Origin of the sequence: Steroidobacter sp. (genome assembly GCF_016790065.1) — a bacterium.
In the GTDB taxonomy this organism is placed as follows: Bacteria; Pseudomonadota; Gammaproteobacteria; order Steroidobacterales; family Steroidobacteraceae; genus Steroidobacter.
In genome coordinates, this window is the sequence record NZ_JAEUPY010000875.1 from 1 (window position 1) to 20,021 (window position 20,021).

Sequence of the window (20,021 nt, forward strand, 5' to 3'; positions counted from 1 at the left end):
GAGCCGGCTACCGTCGGTCCACGACCATTCACCATGCGCCCACGGCCCCATGACCAGTGAATTCGACGTCGCCCCGTTACGTTGCAGGGTTCGATAGAAATTCAGCGGCCCATGCAGATTCTCGGCATCGAACCAGCCGCCCACCGTGAGCACAGCGGGTCGAGGCTTGCCGACATGCCGTCGAAGATCCCGCGACTGCCAGAACTCATCATAGGCATCGTGGGCCACGAGCTGCTTCCAGAATGGATCACGCTCCTTGAAGTCGCCCCCGCTGAGGGTGGAGAGCGAGCCGGCGCGCAGAAAATACGAGTAAGCGTCATCGGTGACGGGCCGCGGTGGCTCAGCATCGAAGCCGGTGAAGAACCGCCACGCATGCAACAAGGCGAACGCGCCATTCCGACGAAAGTCATCGCCCATGTACCAGTCGATCGCCGGCGCTTGTGGCGAGACGCACTTCAACGCCGGGTGCGCATCGATGGCACCAAGGGCGCTATAAAACCCCGCATACGAAATGCCGAGCATGCAAGCGCGCCCATTGTTGTTGGGCAGCTTCTTGACCAGCCAATCGATGGTGTCGTAGCTGTCCGTGCTCTCGTCGATCTCTTTGGCCCGCTTGCCCACGCGATACGGCCGCACGTGCATGAACTCACCGCCGGAGTTGTACCGCCCACGCACGTCCTGATACACGAAAATGAAATTCTCGCGTGCGTAGTGGAACAAGGGTCCACCGATTGGCGTAAGAAACTTTGTCTCGCCTCGTACACCTATGCCGTAGGGCGTGCGTTCGAGCAAGATGCCGTGCTTCTGAGTCTCATCGCGAGGCACGTAGGCAACAGTGAACAGGTTCACGCCGTCGCGCATCGGGATGTCGAACTCGTGACGCGTGTAATGCCGGCGAAGATACTCGCCCGCCTGTTTGCCGATCTGTTCCAGATTGTCCGGGCGCCGCTCGAGCACCATATTGCGAACGTATTCGTCCTGGATCCGCACACGCTGCGGTTTGCCATCCGCATCACGCTCGAAGATCAAGGTCGGTAACAACCCCTCGCCTGAATCAAAGCGATCTGCAACGCTGGGCGTGAATCGAATCGGTGCCTTGAGCCAGATCGACCGGGCAGTGAGCGCCCCATCCTCGACCGAGAATGAATACGTCGCATCGACCTCGGCACTGTAGTAATCGCCGGCAAACTCCTGTACTTGCGCCGCCGTGGGCTTGGCAGGCACGGCCTGCCTGTATGGCATCACCTTCTGCCCGCCCACGTTGGAAATCCTGTCGAAGCCATCGACGCGTCCGGCTGAATCTCGGCGCACGCGATAGAAGTTGAAGCCGCGAGTGCGGCCGCCGATATCGAAGGTTCCGTCAGTGCGAAAGATGAGCTTCTGGCCGGGACGGTCATCCGACGCCGAACGCGCATTCCAGATCAGCTCGCCTTTGATCAGATCGAGCGAGACCAACGCGCCGTAGTCCGCGATGTAATGCCCCTGCAGCTCCTGCAGAAGCTGCGGGGACGGCGAAACCGACGGCGGAGAATTACCCGGCGCCGGTTCCCTACCCTCGCCGATATACAGCCGCACTAACGCTTCTAGATGAGCAAACAATCTCGCCGGCTGATTCGCCAACAGCACCACCGCGAAGTCTGAATCGGGGAAGTAGGCAAACACGGAGTTGAAGCCAGCATCATGACCGGTGTGAACCATAGCCATGTGCCCAGCGAACGGCTCACGCCGCAAGCCGTAGGCGTAGTTGATAGTCGCGCCGTCGTCGAGCTTGCCCAGTGTCATGATCTGCTTGTTGAGGTCGGCATCACCGACTACAGGGCGCGCCAGATTGCCGGTCCACTTCAATAAATCCTCGGCGGTGGTAAGCAGGCTGGTGGCACCGTAGGTTTCGAAATTCAGCGGCTCTCGCTGCCAGCGTTTGCCGCTGTAATTTGCGTACGAATGGGCGCGCTCCGGAATCACCTCGGTGAGATCGTCGACAAAGAACGAGCGATTCATGCCAAGCGGCTTGAAGATGCGCTCATCGGTGAAGCTGCGAAACGATTTCCCGGACGCCTCTTTTACGATCTCCGCCAGCAACGTGTAGCCGGTGTTCGTATAGGAATGCTCGGTGCCGACCGGAAAGTTGAGCCCGCGCTGTCTCGCGACGATGCTGACAACTTGCTGCTGATACAGCACGCCGCTGTAGTCGAGCCCGCCCAGCTGAAACAACGCCCACTGATCCCGCAGGCCGTTGGTGTGATGGATCAGGTGCTGAATCTGCATCGGCCGGCCGAAGTCCGGCACATAGGGCAGCCAACGCCGCACATCGTCGGTAACTTTGAGCCGCCCATCGCGTTCGAGCAGTGCCACGGCATAAGCCGCGAACTGTTTGGAAACACTGGCCACATGGAAGCGGGTTTTCGGCGTGATGCGAACGCCCTGCTCCAGGTCCGCCATGCCGTAGCCAGCGAGCACGTCGACGCGGCCTCGATGGTAGACGCCCACCGAAACGCCCGGCGTTCCCGGCTGCTCATACGACTGAAAAATGACGTCTACCGCGCGCCGTCGCGCTTCATCGGCAAACACGTTCCCGGCGGCGGTGGCACAGGCCACCGCCATGACGATCGCTATCAGTTGTTTCATCGGCGGCTAGAACGTGTAGCCGAGCTGCACACCGACAGTCCGCGGACGCATGATCTGGCCGAAGCCGTTATCGAAGTTGCTCACGCCGCGCCACACGTAGTCTTCTTCGTTGGTGAGGTTTTGCACGAACAGCTCGACGCTCACGTTGCTGATCTGCGTGCCAGCTCTAGCGTCGACGCGCACATAGCCACCGGCCTTGGTGAGCGGTGTCTGCGCCAGATCGCCGTAGAACGTGCCACGGTAAGCCGCATCGGCGCGCACAAAACTCTTGAAAGCTCCCAGCAAGAAGCCTTGTTGAATGCCGAGGCTCGCAATCCAGCGTGGCGAGGCCGGCAATCGGTCGCCCTTCTCGGCGCCGAGCGCCGGCACATCGTTGGTCAGCTCCGCATCCGTGAACGAGCCGCCGAGATCCACTTGTAACTCCGGAGTGACTCGATAGCTCAACTGGAACTCCGCACCTTGCGAGCGAGCTTCACCGGCATTGGCTACATAGCCGTACGTCGCTTCGCCGCAGGTCGCAATGGCATTGGTGGGCAAACCGTTCCAGTCGATGCGGTACACGCTCACGTCGAACGCCATACGACCGCCAAGCAACTGCTGCTTGAAACCCGCCTCATAGTTGTCGAGCGTGTCGGAGTCGATGACCCGCGTCGAAGCAATGCTGATGTCACTGTCGTCGACCAAACCGTCGCTATCCGTGTCGCACACAGCGGGCAGCAAGCCTGGCGCCGGACGGCCGAGACGGAAACCTTGCGACCAGCTGGCGTAAATCATGGTCGATTCGGTCGGCTTGTACGTGACGTTGGCCATGTACGATTCGCGCGACTTGCTCAAGTCCACCTGATTGACGTTGAAATCATCCAGCTCGGTGCCGAAGAACCAGCCGCTGCTTTCGGTGAGCACCTTGCGCTCGAACTCATAAACACGCACACCACCGCGCACCGTCAGGTTTGGCAGGATGTCGTAGGACACTTCGCCGAACACGGCCTTCTGAGTCAGCTCACGGTCGGTGTTGTAGATGCCGAGAATCGGGTTCACGCCATCGCCGTACGGATTGAGTGCCGGTATTTCCAGCGAGCCGTAGGTCTCGCCGTCGTAGTCTTCGAGCTTTTCGTGGAACACGCCGGCAATGAATTGCACGGGGCCGTCGAGCTTGGAAACTAGCCGAGCCTCACCGGTGAACGCATCGTGCGGGCTCTTGGCGGTGTTGTCGTAAGGTGCTTCGAGACCTGCACCGAACGACCACGCGGTTTCGGAATCCACTCGCGACAACGACACTACGAGATCGGCCCAACCGAACGCATACTCCGCCGTCAGGTTGGCGATGCCGACGCGATTGTCGATGGCGGCATCCTGTGCGCCACGACGTCCGCGGTCCGGCGCGCTCTTGAAAGATGAATAGCCGAAGCCGCTGCCGAAACCGTTGGAGAAGCTACCACCATCCTGTTCCGACTCTTGATAGTGATAGGTCAGCGTCAACTTCAATGCATCAGTGGCCTGGAACAACAATGCAGCGCGGCCGCCGATGTGCTGCTCGCGGCCCATGTCGTTCGAGTTCGTAGCACGCGATAGAGCCTTAGGACCGAGCGACGCGGCATATTCCTGCAACACCGGATCGTCGCCCGCCAGGTTCTGATACATGCCGCTAGTGATGTACTTGAAGCCCACGACGCGCAACGCCAAGCGATCCTGAATAAGCGGCGCATTGAACACGCCTTGCATCACTTGGTTGTCGCTACCTTCACGGGCGGTTTTCGAGTAGTTGGCAGTGACCGCGCCTTCGTAATTGTCGAGCCGCGGCGCCTTCGGGATCGTGCGGACTGCGCCACCCAGCGACGAGTTACCGAATGCCGTGCCTTGCGGACCACGCAGCACTTCCACCCGTTCAATGTCTACGAGTTTGACATCGACACCGCTGCCGCCGAGCAGACCGGCGGAATTGGTGATCGGGGTCTCGCCAAAATAAGTGGCAACCGTGGTACCGGCGCCGAAGTTTTCAGACACTGGACTGGTGCTGATGCCACGAATCACCACCGCGTGGCTGGTGGAGTTCGATTCGATGAAGCTGACGCCGGGCACCGTAGACAGATAGTCGCCCATGCCCTTGATGCCGCGTGCTTCGATGACATCGCCGCTGAGCGCCGTGATGCTCACTGGCACATCGAGAATGCTCTCAGCGCGCCGAGTCGCCGTGACTGTGATCGTTTCCAACTCGACCTTCTCGTCACTTGCACTCGAGTTCGGGGCGACGGCAGCGCTCGAACTCGCCTGCGCGGCCAGCGGTAGTGGCGTAACGGATTGTGCCAACACGAACGACGAGTTGGTTTGAGTGCCAGGTGCGCCGGATGTGGTTTCCACCCGACCGCTGCGCTCGTCGCGAGCAGCACGAATCTCGATGGTGCGGTCGTTGAGATAAACGAATCTCAACCCCGAGTCCTTGAGCAGCAGCACCAACGCTTGTTCAGGCGTGTACGCGCCTTCGAGCGCCGGCGACATGCGCGCCTCTGTGACCTTCGAATAGTGAACCAGCGATAGACCGGACTGTGTAGCGAATGCCTGCAACGCTTTGGTGAGCGGCTGCGCTGGAATCGACAGTTGATACGCTTCAGCGGCGTGTGCCGGCAACGAAGCGAACAACAAAGCGCAAGTGGGCAAGCTGAAGGTGGGCAGAAGGCGCGTGCGAACTTTCACAATGGGCTCCCCGGACGTCTATTTGTATCCCCCATTCAATAAGACTGCCTGGCCCGAAATTTCAGATACCCTCGGCGCGCGTCACGATGAATTCATCGGCCGCGCCGCGTTGTACTCGCACGTTGCCCTGACCTTCCAGAAAGCTCACCAAATCATCGGGACGATCCGCATCGAACACGCCGCTGATGAGCTCAGCGCCCAACTGCGCATCCTCGACGACGAACTTCCGACGGTTGTAACGATTGAATTCGCTCGCCACTTCGCTCAGCGTCTGGTTCTCGAATATCAAACGGCGCTGTCGCCACGCGGTGGCCACGCGAGTGTTGCTGTTGGCTGGCGGCGTGGCGATTGCACTGCCGGCGCGATTCAAGTCCACCGCCACCTCTTCGCCGGCACTGATTTCTATCGGCGCCGGATCGACCGTAGGTATCAAGCGTTGATCACTGACGGCGGCATCGTTCGCCGTCACTGCGACCTTCCCTTCAACCACAGTTACGACAGCACGCGTCTGCTGACGATACACATTGAACTGCGTGCCGACGGCGCGGACTTCGGCGGTGCCAGTGCTGACGATGAATGGCCGCCCTGGGTCCTTGGCCACGCTGAAAAAAGCCTCGCCCTCGGCGAGTTCGATGCGCCGGGTGGCGTCGGTGAAATGCACTTTGACGCTCGACCGAGTATTCAAGTCGACGGTCGAGCCGTCATCGAGCACGATGCGTCGTTGTTCACCGGTGCCGGTGGCAAACGTATCGGCGCTACGCCATGTATGCACCGCGAAGAGTGAGACGCCCACCGTCGCGACGACAGCGGCTGCAGCCGCGAACCATCGGGAACGACTTCTGTCCGTCGACGGCTGCGATGGAATGACAAGCTCGGGCGCGGCGTCGGCCTGCTGCAATTCGACGATGTTCGATCCATGCTCGCGAAGTAGCGCTGCTACATCGGTGGCGTCCTCTCGCGCGGCGCCTTCGAGCACGAAGAACACTTTTTCGGCGTGCAAATATTCCGCCACGTGCTGCGGCGAGCGACGCAACCATTCCATGAAGGCACGCGCATCCGCATCGGACACGTCCGCTGCATGCATCTTCACGACCCATTCCGACGCCACCTCACCAATGGCTCGTGCTGTCTTATCTCTAGGTTCCTTCATGTCCGGCTACTCACGCACGTCCGGCGGCGCCAGCGATTCCTTACAGATCGCGAGCGCGCGGGACAGATGCTTGTTGACCATCGCAACCGACAAGCCGACGTGCTTGGCGATTTCCGCATAGGTCATACCGTCCCGCCGATGCAGCAGGACGATGGTTCGCTGCATGGGACTCAGCTGGTCCAGGGCCTGCGTCAGCCGGCGCTTCTCGTCGGCCTGCAACAGGTGTCGATACGGATCCAACTGCTCGTCGACGCCTTCCACCGCGTCGTTGGTATGCTCGAAACGATTGCGGGCCGCCATGCGCCATTCGTAAACGACGTTGGCCGCCACTCGCAGGGTAAAAGCACGCGGATCGCGAATGGCGCCGGTGTCCTCCACGCGCATCAGCCGCATGTAGACCTCCTGCGCCAGGTCCTCGATCTCCGCTCGGCTGGTCAACCGCCGCCCGATGAACCGCAATAGCGCCGGGCCGGACTCCTCGACCAGCCGGATCAGCCAATTGTCGTTCGTGGAAGGGACCTTCACCTCGGACGCGACCTCGGTTCGCACGGGCGCCGCCCTCGAATCAGGGCGCTCATCTATAGAAGACGGGTCCAGGCCGAAATTCAACTACCTTTTGGCCAGCGGCCGGGTTGGCCTGATCGAGACAACCCCTCGTCCGATTGCGACGGTTACGCCGGTGGCGCTTTGTTAGCGTCCCGCGCACTTTCTGGAGACCCCTCAAGATGCGCACGTTCCCATTCCCTTGCCGACTCGCTTCGATTGCCGTGGCTTGCGCTGCCCTAGGCGTAGCCGGCTGCTCGTCCAGCCCAGTGCAGTGGAGTTCAGTCGCGCCCTACGGCCCCGGCAGCCGGGCGACCGCGGTTGGCGTCAACGGCGAAGGAGCGTCGTGGTTCTTTCAATGCGATGGCCAGAACGTGCTGTCGGGACTGCGTGTGTCCGGCCTGAAGGAAGCCGAAGGACAGATCCGCTCGGTCGCCATCGCCTTCGACAAAGAGCCCACCGAGCAATCGCAATGGAATGTCGAGCAAGCAACGCTGGTGTTACGTGGCGAACCGGCTCGCGTGCTTTCCAAGCGTGCAGCGCTCGCCTACCACGCCGTCGTGACTGTCGACGGCAAGCCGGCCCGCTTTGCTTTGTCGGGCTCGCATAAGGCCATGTACGAACTGATGCCGACTTGCCCGCAGTTGGAAATTCCCTAAGCGGCAGGCGTCTCGGGCGTGAGCCCGGCCAAGCGTTCCAGTGCCACGTTGCCGCCAGAAATAATGACGGCAACGCAGCCCTTGCCCGAGGGCACCAGCCCGCCCAACAGCGCCGCCAAGCCGATGGCGCCGGCGGGCTCGACGATGAGCCGCAATTCGGTGGTGAGCAGCCGCATGGCTTCGAGCACCAGCGAGTCGGGTACCACGAAAGCCTCCGAGACCAGGCGTCGATTGATCTCGAAGGTCTGCACACCGGGCTGAGCCACCATCAGCGCGTCGCAGAGTGTCGGCCGCGCTGCTGCCATCGCGTTCGACAGAATCTGTCCGGCCTGCAACGAACGGGCGGTATCGTCATAGTGCTCGGGCTCGACGGTGCAGACTTTGGTGTGCGAGCTGATGTAATGCGCAGCGAGCGCGACACCGGCAGTCAAGCCACCGCCACCGCACGGCACGAGCACTCGCTCGATACGAGCGTCGAGTCGCTCAGCCTGTTCGAACAACTCCAACCCCACCGTGCCCTGACCGGCGATGATGTGCGGATCATCGAACGGATGCACCATGACGGCTTTGCGTTCTCGCGCCAGCTCCAAGCCCACTGCCTTTTCATCGTCCCGATAGCGGTCGTAGTGAACGATGGACGCGCCATGCGCCCGCACTCGGGCCACCTTGAAGGCTGGTGAGTCGAGCGGCATCGCCAGCGTCACCGGGCTGCCGAGCAACTTGCCCGCCGCCGCGAGCGCCTGCGCATGATTTCCCGAAGAGGTGGCTACGACGCCGCTTCGGCGCTGTTCCTCGGTCAACGAAGCTAGTTTGTGGTAAGCGCCGCGGAACTTGAATGCGCCGGTGCGCTGTAAGCACTCCAGTTTCAGCAACACCCGCCGGCCCAATCGCTCATTGAGCATGGGAGATTCGAGCAACGGCGTGCGCACAGCGACTTTGGCGACCACGTTGGCCGCGGAACGTAGCAACGACTCAGCAATGAAGTCGCCCTGGGTCATTTGATTCGTCGTTTGAATCGTCATTTTAGTCGTCACTACATTGCGGCTCGACCGAGCCGCGATCATGCCATTACTGCTCACCCCGTTGCATCATTTACCTTTCTCGTGAAACGTAACTCGCATCGCCTGAGCGGCTGGGTCTACTGGGTAATGATCTGACTGCGATACTGCGGATCGCGCTCGATCTGCGCATCGGTGAACGGCAGTGTCTGCCACTTCGATTCGGCGAACAGCGGTGCCTGATCGGCAAAATGCGCCGAGGCTGGATCGGTGGACTGCGAATAGGTCAGCAACGCCTCGGCCCGTGGACCATCGGCCTCGAAGGACACGATTTGGATGTAGCTCGAACCCGCCCGCACTCTCACAGCGCCATCAGCCATCGTGCCGGAGATCGCGTTGTACACCGCGCCACCGGGGACAGGGATACGGCGGCCGTTACGCTCGATGAACTGAATCTCACCCCAGGGACGCGAAGCATCCACGCCTTTCGTCCGCAGCTCGAGCACTGCATTTGCCAAGGCCTCACGCGCGGTACGCAGCACGGCGGGATCGCTGATTTTAATACCCCGCGGCGTGTTGACCGGATCGCTCGCCGAAAACGGCGTTGCCCAGATTTCATTGTGCCGGGACAGATTGACCATCCAGGCGCGTGCCAGCGGAAAGCCGGTGCTGTCGACGTTGGCATAGCCGTCCCAGCCACGAATGATTGCGCATGCCTGCTGAGCATCCACAGTGTTGTCGCCGACCACGATGGGACTCGCGTCGCTACAAATTTGCAGCAGGTCATCTCGCAACAGACTGCCGAGATAGGAGCGATTGTTGAAGGCGATCTGCCGCAGCTTGCGCGCATCGAAGCGTTTGCCAGGCAAGCCATCCGTGCCCGCCAGCCGCGCTTGAATCTGGCTGATACCGATACGCGTGCGATCGTTCTGCTGATAGTCCTGCGCACTGACGACGGGGGCGAACCCTGTCAGCAGCGCTGCCGGATTGGTCAGCCAGGCGCTGTCGTTGGAGTTCTGCACGTAGTCCGTGCGCCGCAGGACGGGCAATTCGTTGCCGGCGAAAATACCCGTGCTGCCACGCCACGAGCCGGGCTTCAAGTCGCAAGCGGCAGTGCTGTTCAACACATACAACCCAGTCTTCATCAAGTCGCGATGTGCGGCATCGATACAGGCATCTTGCTTGGCCTGCGTGAGGCGCGGCACGACAGTCACGTCGGTGTAGAGCGTCTCGCCCTGCCGGTCCGCCGCCAGTGTGTTGACCCAGGGAAGCCCGACCTGCGACGTGATGGCCTCCTGAAATTCGTCGAGCGACTGCGACTGGTTCATGGCATGCCAGGTCCGCAGCAGGCGGTCGTTGTTCCAGTTCGGATCGTCCAGCGCGTACGCCGTCTGCGCGCTCCAAGCCAATCCCGGACGGACCAGCAACGGGCCGTAGTTGGAGATCCAGAAGTCGTGCGAGCGTTTCACGATCGCTCCGGTGCTGTCTTTGACATCGACAGTGACGGTTTGCTTGCGCAGGCGCTGTGCCTTGCCGTCAACGAAGTAACGGGTGGCATCGCTAGGATCGAGTCGCAGCGCGCGTATCGTGAAATGTTGTGACGTGTTGACCGTGTGCGTCCAGGCCACTTGCGAATTGAAGCCGATGTGAACGACTGGAAATCCGCCCAGCGACGCGCCCATCACGTCGAGCTTGCCGGGAATGGTCAGGTGCAACTGATAAAACCGTAACGAGCCATACCAGGGATAGTGAGGATTGCCGAGCAGGATGCCGCGGCCATGCTCTGTGACCTCCTTGCCCAAAGCCACGCCGTTGCTGCCCACAAACTCGCGCCGATCCGCCCAAGAGACCCACTCGTACGCGTCGGCTACATTCGTTGCACTCACCGCGCCGGCCACTGGCGGAGCCGCATCCAGCAGCGCCTTCATATTCGACAATGCGCCGCCTTCCACCGACAGCCGACGAACGAACTTGATCAGGTCGCGCTCATCGATCTTCCGTACCCACGGCGCGTCACGACACTCCGCAGGTAACGGCTGCTTGCTCGCCTCCGCCAGGAAGCGATTGAATCCCGCCGCGTAACCACGCAGTAGAGCTTTGACAGGCACCGGCTGCGCTCGCCAGGCCGCATCCACCTCCGCGGGAGCATTCAGCAGCCGAAAGAAAAAATCCGATCGCAGATTGGACTGATTGATGGAGCCGGAGTCGAAGTCCGGGCCGCCCACCGCGTCGGGTCCGAAATAGCGGGAGCGTTCGCCATTCACAGTGAGGAAGGCCTCCTGGAACATGCAGAAGTTGTCCTGCGCGTAGGCATAGCCGATGCCATAGCCCAGGCCGGCTTCGTTGTTGGCTTTCACATGCGGAATGCCAAACGACGTCCGGCGCACTTCCGCCGAGTACTGGGGCGAGCTCGCCAGTGCGCCATGACAGATCAACAGGCCGACACAGCAAGCGATACCGGTAAGCTTCATCGGGATTCTCGTATAGGGCTAGGCGCTTCGGATCCGGCAGAGCATAGCCCGGCGTCGCCCGCCGGGTTTACGATATTTACAGATTTTCTTTCGAGTTTGACAGGACCTCTGCCGGTCCTCGCCGCAGCGTCAGCGCCGAATCGCCCACTCGGCGAAGGCATAAAGAAAAGCCATCTCCTGCAGCTCGCCGAAGCGACCGGCCAGCCCATGACCCCCGCTTTCCATGCGCATCCGAAGCAACACCGGTCGGCCGCTGGTACTGCGCTCCCGCAGCCGTGCCACCCATTTCGCTGCTTCCCAATAGGGTACACGCCGATCTGAAATGGACGCCGTCGCCAGCACCGTGGGGTACGGCTTCGAGGCGATGTTTTCGTAGGGAGCGTAGCTTGCTATGTAGTCGTAGTCGGCGCTGACCGCGGCGGGATTGCCCCACTCGGGTATCTCAGGCTGCGTCAGTGGCAAGCTCAGATCGCTCTGGGTGTTCAAGATATCCATGAACGGGACTTGCGCGATCACGGCGGTGAACAGGTCCGGGCGCAGATTGGCAATCGCGCCCATCAACAGTCCGCCCGCCGAGCCTCCCTGCGCCACAAGGCTACCACTGAAACGCTGCTGTCGCAGATGCTCGGCGCACGCGACGAAGTCACTGAAGGTGTTCTTCTTGTGCAGATGACGTCCGGCACGATGCCAAGCTGTGCCCTTCTCCGTTCCGCCGCGCGTATGCGCCAGAGCCACCGCCCATCCGCGGTCAACCAAGGTCAGTGCAGCGACATCGAACGTCGGCTCCATGGTCGATCCGTAGGCGCCATAGCCCACGATCAATGTCGGTACCGAGCCGTCGCGAGGCGCGTCTGCTTTGGAAATAAACGTGATCGGCACCTGTTCGCCGTCCGCGGCCTTCGCGAACAACCGCTTGGCACTGTAACGAGATCGATCGTAACCACCCGGCACTTCCTGCGATTTACGCAGCACGCGAGCGCCGGTTCCTAAGTCACAGTCGAACCACTGCGGCGGCGTGGTGGGCGATTGGTAAACGACTCTGAGCACCGAGGCCGCGTAGTCGAGGCCCGGTTCCACCGCCAAGGTGAAACAGTCTTCATCGAACTCGATCAACCGCTCGGGCTCTTCGCCCAGTCCACGGATGACCAAACGAACGCTCGCATCGACCCGCTCCAGCCTCACCAGCCAATCACGCAGCACTAAGACATCGAGAATCATCGTCCCCGGCCGCGCCGGAATCCATTCACGCCAGTATTGACGTGCGGGCGATGAGACGTCCGTAGTCATCAGCTTATAGTCGAGCGCTCCATCGGCGTCGGTGAGCACGATCAACTTGCCGTTCCAATGTTCGACTCGATATTGCAGTCCAGGCGTGCGTGGCTGGACCACGACCGGCGCCGCGATCGGGTCGGTGGCAGGAATCAGCCATGACTCGTCCATCGCATCGTTGGCGGCGCGAATCACGATGAACGCGTTCGAGGCGGTGCGAGTGATGCTCAGGTTGAAGCCAGGATCGCGTTCCTCGTAGACCAACACGTCCGCCCCGCCGCGCGCAGGGCGACGATAGACGCGCGTGGCATGACCGTGCTCATTGCGCCAGATCCAGAAAATCCACTGCGAGTCCGGCGACAGCGTGAAATGCGCCGAGCATTGCTCCGGCGGTGCTGGCATCAGGCGTCCGGTGCTCAGATCCTTCACCTGCAGTCGAAAGAACTCCGCACCCTGAGTGTCTTCGGTCCAAGCGAACAAACTATGGTCGCGGCTGTGCTCCGTCCGATAGACCCGCAGATAAGATGAATCCCGCGAGCGCGCCTGAGCATCGAAAAGCAACTCTGCCTCGGCACGACCGATCCGTCGACGCAGAAACTCAGGATGTTGTGCGCCCGGTGCGAATCGCTCGAAGTATTCCCAAGGACCGTCAGTAACAGGTAGCGCGGTATCGGTTGGCGCAAGCCGCGACTTCATGCTCTCGAACAGCGCCGCTTGCGCTGGCTCGGTAGCTCTCAACATCGAGTCGCTGTACGCGTTCTCTGCCAACAAGTGCGCACGAATGTCCGGGCGCAGCGCTGCCGGGTTACGCAGCACATTGCTCCAGTTCGGATCGCGCATCCAAGCGTAGTCGTCGACCCTCACGCGCCCTAGCTGTTCGATCCGCCTGGGGATCTTCTTGGCACGAGGGGCCTGAATCGAAGGAGTGGCGAACGCTGCATCCGGGCACAACACAGCGCTAGCGGCCAGCGCACCAGCCGCGCGCAATAGATCTCTTCGAGAGTTCATTTAGAAATCGACACTCACTCCGACGCGGTACGTGCGTGGCTGCGACATCACAGCCGCATCAGTGTCCGGGGACGGATCGCCCAGGAAGTACAGCAGCGGAGTCCGCTCGTCGAAAACATTTCTCACCGAGCCAAAGACGCGCCATTTGCCGAACCCATAGCCGAGCTGCGCATTGGCCATCCAGAACGCATCTACGCGCTCGCCGGCGAAGTTGGTGATGTCCGAGAAGTAGCGCCCCGAGTAGTGAGCATCGAAGCTCACATTGACGCCGGTCTGCCCTCCGTAATAGATACCCGCTTGGCCGGAGAACTTGGGCGAGCGAGCCAGTTCATTACCTTCGATGCTATTGCCGGGATACTTGGTCACCTCGGCCTTGAGCACGCCCACGTCAGCGAACAGTTCGAGATTGGTAGCCGCCTGCCAGCGCGCACCGAGCTCCATGCCGTAGGTCTGCACTTCTTCGCCGTTCAAGATGATGAACGAGTACACCGCCGGATCCGGATTCAGATCGAACGGCAGCTGGTAGTCCTTGTAATCGGAAAAGAATACGTTCGCCGTGAGCAACAAACGACGATCCAGTACGCGAGCACGTGTGTAGGCTTCATACGTCCACACATACTCAGGATCGTAGGCATAGCTCTGGAACGGTGCTTCGTCCGGCAATGCCGCGCCGCCGCCGTTATAGCCTCGGCTGACAACCGCACCGATAGTCACATCATTGTCGAGGCGATAGGCCAGTCCCAGCTTGGGCATGAAGACGTCGTAGGTGTCATCCAGGTCGATCCTGAAGAACGCCTGGCCATGGCGCTCGCGATGTTCGCTCTCGAAACGACCGCCGAACGTCACGTCGAAGCGATCGGTGAGTTTGTAAGTGAACTCGGCAAAGGCCGCCGACGTGGTGGTTCGGTCGTCGAAGGTGCCGCCGCCGGCGATGTCGATCACTTCATCTTGATCGGCCCGATAGAAGAAAATCCCCAGCAATCCCTGTAGACGGCTGTCCGCCGTGCCAAAGCGCAGGCGAGGCTCAACGACCAGCTCCGTACCTTCGATGGTCAGATTGCCGAAGAACGGCAAGGTGCGCCGTGACACCGACCAATCCGAGTAGGCCAGCGTGCTTTCGAACAGCAGACTGTCCGAGTGCTGCCAGGTGGTTTGCAATGTCGCGTTGGTGGTGCGTGGCGCGAACACCGGATCGGGATCGTTGGCGCTCACATCGGCACTGAACGGATAGGACGAAGTTTCCGCCTGCGGCGCTTGGTACTCCGAATGCGCCAGCGTCAGGATATTGGTGAGCTGAGGTAACGACGCGGGCTTGTGCAACAACTTGGCGCGCACCGAATTCCACGAGAATTTCTGCGGCTCTTCCACACCCGCGTACGGCAGCACTTCCAGGAAGCTGTCGCGCTCTGCATAGTCGTAAGCAACGCGGAACGCCAATGTGTCATCGACCACCGGTCCGGAGATGTACACCGAACCTTGGCGAGCATCGAAGTTGCCGCCGATCAAACGCACGCCAGATTGAAAATCAAAGGTCGGATCCTTGGTCTTGATGGCCACCGTGCCGGCCACGGCATTGCGACCTTGCAAGGTGCTTTGCGGACCGCGGAGCACTTCGACCTGTTGCACATCCCACAACCCGCTATCGCCGAACGACGATTCGTTGTAGCCCAGCGGCCGGCCGTCGACCTGGATCGATAACCGCGCTCGCGAACCCGCGAGGAACGCATCTCGGCCTTGCGCCGGCCCGGTGGAATCAACGCCACGCACCGCAGGCATCAGATTGTTGGTGCCGGAGTTCACCACGTTCGCAATTCGGCTCAGGATATCGTCGGCCGACGACAAGCCGGGCAAGCGCTCCAGGTCCTTGCTGGTGAACACCGCGACGCTAGTGCTGGTTTGCTCGATGGTACGCGCCAGCTTCTGCGACATCACCACCACCTCCTCCAACTCTTCGAACGTTTCGGAGCCAGAGGCAGGTGCACTCGCCTGCGCCAGTCGCAACGGCTCACGCTGCTGTGTCGAAGCTGCTTGCGCAATGCGCAGTGGATATTCAGAAGTCGTCGAGGTCGTCTCCATCGTTTGCGATACCGCTGCGTCCGAGGCTCGCTCAGTATCGATCGGCTGAACGATGACAGTGGTGGGCGCAGCCTGCAGCGCTTGCAAACGAGTGCCGGCTAACACGCGCTCGATAGCGTCGACCGTCGTCAACTGGCCACGCAACGCAGGCGCATCGATGCCCTTCAGGTCTCGCAAGTTGTACAACACATTGGTGCCGGTCTGACGGGCAATGGCACGCAACGCATCGACCAGCGGCTGCGACGGCAACACGAACTCGTAGGTGGCTTGCGGCTCGGCCGACACCAGCGGCGGCACAGCCAACATTGCACAACAGGCAACCAGCGCGAGACCTGAACGCGGCACGGACATGAGGTGGGCTCCCTGAATTATTATCGACCGCAGATTCATCTAGTAGCTGTCTAGTAGATGGATGGGGAGCAACGAAACCTCAATACTATTTTTGTAAGTGCAAGCGCTCCTCGCGCTCCACGACTTGCAGTCCATGCATTTTCGCCACGGCCGCAGCGAAGCCGCGATTGTCGCCCGTGTGATAGAGACCGCTGACATTCAGCGTCGCCACCGAGTCGCTGTCGATGACGATTTGCGCCTTGTCGTAGCGATTCATCTCCGCAACGGCCTGCTGCAAAGGAGTGTCCTCGAGCAGCACTTCGCCTCGTCGCCAGGCGACAACCGCCCCCAGATCCGGACGGTCTTTGTGTTCGCCGCCGCGTTCGGTCAACACCAAACGCTCGCCAGGTTGAAGAATTCGAGCTGGTGGATCAGAGCTGGCAATCGCGGCGAGTCCGTCGGTGCGAGCACCCACCGTGACTTTTCCTTCCATTAGCGTCACTGCGGTCCGATCGCGTTCGTAGCGCACGACGAACGACGTACCTAGTGCCACGACTTCGCGCGAACCCGCGATCACCGCAAACGGCCGGTGCGCGTCTTTGCTGACTTCGAAATATGCCTCGCCACGCTCGAGCACTAGACGACGGCGTGATTTTTCATACTTCACTCGCACCAAGGTGTCCGAGTTCATCGAAACCTTGCTGCCATCGGGCAGCAGCACCAACCGTTGCTCGCCAATAGCGGTACTGTAGGAGACGCCGCGCGTGCCGAAAGATACGGCTAGCGCGCCGAACACGAAGATCATGGCCAGTACGGCGGCTTGCGCCCAGCGAGACTTGGGACGAGGCATGTGCCAGCGTTGCAGACGGGGCACGCCTTGCACGGCCGCGCGTTGCACGGAAAAGTCCCAGACCTCGTTCAAGCCTTCGAACTCGGCAGCGTTCTCTGGACTGCTCGCCAGCCAACGGCGAAAGCCCTCCTCCATCTCATCGCTGCGGTTCGGGCCATGCAAGCGAGTGATCCACGCAGCCGCTTCGGCACGCGCCATGAGCACCGCCGGCGATGGCGAGTCGGTCGCGGGCTGATTCATTGGCCGCCCCTCGTCATCCAGTCCCTGAGGAAAAACGACGCCCGTGCGATGTGTTTCTCGACCATGCTGACCGTCACACCGAATTCTTCGGCGATTTGCACGTAGCTCATGCCGTCCATGCGATGCATGAGAAAGGCTTCCCGCGACTTGGGATGCAACCGCTGCAAGCCTTCCTTGAAGCGCAGTAGCCGCTGTTGCGCGGCGTAGATTTCGTCCACCGCAGGCGTCGGATCGATGACGGTGGTCATCGCCTCTTCATCGTCCGACAAGCGCTCGGCTCGCACCTTGCGCCCGTGCTCGGCCGACAGGTTCAACACCGTGCGAATCAGAAACGCTTCGGTGTTCTGTACCACTCGATCCCGGCAATACACCTGCAGGCGCAAGAAGGCTTCCTGCATCAAGTCATCGATCTCATCGCCCGCACGCCCGCGACTCATCAAGAGTCGACGCATTTTCGACAGCAGCAGGCGCACGCCTTCCATGCCGGGAAGATGGCATGCACGCCTGCTCGACCGCAACCTTCGCCGGGCAATTAATGGCTCGAACCAGGCGCCCTGAAAATAGTATTGAGGTTTCCGAGCGCTGGCGCATCTACTATAAATGGCCCGCTATTGCTCGACCGCGCCGCCAGTGACGATCATCGTTTTCATGTGTTTGGGCACGACGAACTTCGATCTGGGCGAAGCCGCCGCGACTTCCTTCCGGAACGGCTCGACCCGCTCCTTGATGGCCTGAGCCTGGGCCTGCTGGTCCGTGTAGTCGGCGTTATCCCAATGTGCCGGCATGACGATGCTCGGGTAACCGGTCGCCCTGAGCAGGCGCTCGGCGTACTGGTAGATCTCGGTCCGAGTGGCACCGGCGCCCGCCAGCAGAATATCGGGCTTCATGCCCTGCAACTCCCCCTCGATGAAGTTCATCGAGCCCATCGTCATGATTTGTGTTCCGGCGAAACGACACAGAAACATCAGCGACCCGCCTTCGATGAAGTCCGAGTAGTTCAACGGAACAGCGGGCGCATGCGTGTATCGCCTGGAATCGAAGTAGGTCTTGGCATGCAGCGGCGAATGCAAGGAACGAATCACTCTGAGTGAGAAGCCCTCGAACTGATAGTCCTCGCCTCCTTGGACCGTATACAGCTGGTTTTCCGCGACACCGTGCGCTCGCAGTATATTCATCGAGCTTTCGGTGCCGATCACCTTTGCGCCAGTCTTCTTGGCGATATAGGGAACATCCAGAATGTGGTCGGCGTGCGCGTGATGCACCAGGATGAAGTCCGCCCGCGTGATCTGCCGGTCGATCGCAGCGGTGTCCGGCGACGGATAGTAGGAAGCAAAGTACTTCTTCGCATCCTGTTCGATCTGCTCACTATCGAACTCGAGCCGGGTGAGATAGGGATCGATCAGCACCACGGTATGGCCCGACCTGATTTCCCAACCCGCGACGCCCAGGTACCTCATCTGTAGTTCCTGCGCCGAGCACATCCGACTACCGACCAGCAGCAGCCAACCGAAGGCGAGCGCGATCTTGCAGACTCCACGACCACAAATATTCATGGGTGATTGCCGCACTCAGAATCGTTGGTTCAGCGACAGCCAATACTCGCGCAGGCGAGCATCGCCGAACGGGCTGTAGTAACTGGTCCTGTCGTAGAACACGTCCAGCGGCGGAACATCATTGAATACGTTGCTGACGCCGACCTGCACTGTCAGTCCGGCATCCCAGTCATACTTGACCACCAGGTCGTGGTAGCTCTGGCTCGGAATGCTTCGGGATCCTTGCGCCAACACGAAAGCGGGATTGTCGGATTGCCGATAGGAGCCGAAATGAGTCAGGGTCCAGTCCACCTGCCACGCTTCGCGCCACCAGCTCAGGCTCAGGTTACCTTTTCGTTGCAGCGGGCCGCCGTTGGCCACCTGGTTGACGATATCGACCATCGGACCGCCCAGCGTGGTCTGGCGCTGGAAATGCTTGATGACCGTGCCGATGCCGGAAAACTCCAGCGACCCCAAGCTGCCGATGCCGAAGCGATAGGCGATTGACATATCCAGGCCCTCGGTTTTGGTGCTCGCCGCATTGATCAGGCTGTAATCGACCAGATTGATACGACCGACGCCATACGGATCTCCTGGAGCCACAGCATCGCGTTGTATGCGGCCCTGAAACTGGCTTTCCAGATCGACGATCTGTTGTGCAGTGGGTGTCAGCGCCACATCTTTCAGGGTGAGCCGATACCACTCCAAGTTGGCGCGCAGACCTTTGAGGTACTGCGGCGTCCACACCGCGCCAACGCTCCAACTCGTCGAGTTCTGCGGCTCGATGTTCGGGTTGCCACCCGCCATGAATTGCGTCGCCACCACTTCGTTGCCCCGCCGTGGATCGACCACGCTGGTCAGCGACCCGGGCCCCGACACAAAACCGCCGCCGAGCGTCGGCGCCAGGAATTGCACATAGTCCGGCGGCAGAAATCCGGTCGCGTAACTGGCCCGCAGCATCAGCTGTTCGAACGGCTTGAAGCGCACACCGATCGTTGGGCTGGTAGCACTGAAGCTGGCCTCATTCTCGGTCACCGGTTCGGTCGGGCTGCTCACGAACGCCGTGCCGGTGGCCACTTTGAATCGTTCGCTACGACCCGAGATCTGCAAATCCAGTTCTCGCACCAGCGGCAGACTGTTTGCCGCCGAGACCAGCGGCACTTTCATCTCAGCATAGGCACTCAACACTCGCTGAGATTTGGGCAGGTAATCGCGCTGCACATTCCTGCTTGGAAACTGCGGGAACGCCCAGTAATAGTCACCGGCATCCAGGCTCTCCTTACGGTGCTCCAACCCGATGGTGAGCGTCGGTCTGCCGGCCGGCAGATGTCCGAGGGGCCCCGCAACCCGAAGTGCGACGTTGCCTAGTCGCGACGGAAAGTCACCGCCATAAGCGCCGCCGTAGAACGCCATGTTCAGAGGATTCGCCAGCGTGTCGACAAACGGATCCACCGTGCCCGCGTTGATCGCCGCCGGCAGATTTTGCGTGTGCAGTCCGAAACTCGAGAAGGTGCTCTGGTTGCGAGTCAGGGTGTAGTCGCTTTCCAGCTGCCAGTCGTTGGGCAAGTCGACCAGCGCA

The 20,021-nt window shown here is 60.8% G+C and carries 13 protein-coding genes; 1 reads left to right on the plus strand and 12 read right to left on the minus strand.

Annotation, left to right across the window (positions count from 1 at the left end):
• The 4 genes from JNL55_RS35090 to JNL55_RS35105 form a co-directional block, all read right to left on the minus strand.
• On the minus strand, positions 1 to 2,625 hold a 2,625-nt coding region (locus JNL55_RS35090; protein WP_293865953.1), incomplete at its 3' end, for a CocE/NonD family hydrolase.
• A gap of 6 nt (positions 2,626 to 2,631) precedes the next feature.
• The gene (locus JNL55_RS35095; protein WP_293865956.1) at positions 2,632 to 5,316 is read right to left on the minus strand and encodes a TonB-dependent receptor domain-containing protein; all 2,685 of its coding nucleotides are present in this window, start codon (positions 5,314 to 5,316) and stop codon (positions 2,632 to 2,634) included.
• Positions 5,317 to 5,377: 61 nt separating this feature from the next.
• A complete protein-coding gene (locus JNL55_RS35100; RefSeq protein WP_293865959.1) occupies positions 5,378 to 6,466 on the minus strand; it encodes a FecR family protein in 1,089 nt (362 codons plus the stop codon).
• Positions 6,467 to 6,472: 6 nt separating this feature from the next.
• Positions 6,473 to 7,015: an RNA polymerase sigma factor gene (locus JNL55_RS35105; RefSeq protein ID WP_293865962.1), complete on the minus strand. Its 543-nt coding sequence runs from the start codon at positions 7,013 to 7,015 to the stop codon at positions 6,473 to 6,475.
• A 263-nt stretch (positions 7,016 to 7,278) separates the two neighbouring features.
• On the opposite strand from JNL55_RS35105, the gene JNL55_RS35110 reads away from it, so the two are divergent.
• On the plus strand, positions 7,279 to 7,668 hold the full coding sequence (locus tag JNL55_RS35110; protein WP_293865965.1) for a hypothetical protein: 390 nt from the start codon (positions 7,279 to 7,281) through the stop codon (positions 7,666 to 7,668).
• Here JNL55_RS35110 and JNL55_RS35115 read toward each other — a convergent pair.
• The 8 genes from JNL55_RS35115 to JNL55_RS35150 all read right to left on the minus strand — a co-directional run.
• Positions 7,665 to 8,690, minus strand: a complete 1,026-nt coding sequence (locus JNL55_RS35115) for a threonine/serine dehydratase (RefSeq protein WP_293865968.1) — start codon at positions 8,688 to 8,690, stop codon at positions 7,665 to 7,667. The two genes, JNL55_RS35110 and JNL55_RS35115, sit on opposite strands and share 4 nt — an antisense overlap.
• 116 nt (positions 8,691 to 8,806) lie before the next feature.
• Positions 8,807 to 11,137, minus strand: a complete 2,331-nt coding sequence (locus tag JNL55_RS35120) for a penicillin acylase family protein (protein WP_293865971.1) — start codon at positions 11,135 to 11,137, stop codon at positions 8,807 to 8,809.
• A gap of 129 nt (positions 11,138 to 11,266) precedes the next feature.
• Entirely contained in the window at positions 11,267 to 13,414 is a 2,148-nt protein-coding gene (locus JNL55_RS35125; RefSeq protein ID WP_293865974.1) for a S9 family peptidase, read from the minus strand.
• On the minus strand, positions 13,415 to 15,841 hold the full coding sequence (locus JNL55_RS35130; protein ID WP_293865977.1) for a TonB-dependent receptor domain-containing protein: 2,427 nt from the start codon (positions 15,839 to 15,841) through the stop codon (positions 13,415 to 13,417).
• 85 nt (positions 15,842 to 15,926) lie between these two features.
• Positions 15,927 to 16,910 (minus strand): FecR family protein, encoded by a 984-nt coding sequence (locus tag JNL55_RS35135; protein WP_293865980.1) that lies wholly within the window; start codon positions 16,908 to 16,910, stop codon positions 15,927 to 15,929.
• On the minus strand, positions 16,907 to 17,392 hold the full coding sequence (locus JNL55_RS35140) for an RNA polymerase sigma factor (RefSeq protein WP_293865983.1): 486 nt from the start codon (positions 17,390 to 17,392) through the stop codon (positions 16,907 to 16,909). Before JNL55_RS35140 ends, JNL55_RS35135 begins: the two co-directional genes overlap by 4 nt.
• A 126-nt stretch (positions 17,393 to 17,518) precedes the next feature.
• Positions 17,519 to 18,463: an MBL fold metallo-hydrolase gene (locus tag JNL55_RS35145; RefSeq protein WP_293865986.1), complete on the minus strand. Its 945-nt coding sequence runs from the start codon at positions 18,461 to 18,463 to the stop codon at positions 17,519 to 17,521.
• 15 nt (positions 18,464 to 18,478) lie between these two features.
• Positions 18,479 to 20,021, minus strand: a 1,543-nt coding sequence (locus tag JNL55_RS35150; protein ID WP_293865989.1) for a TonB-dependent receptor domain-containing protein, incomplete at its 5' end; no start/stop codon positions are given.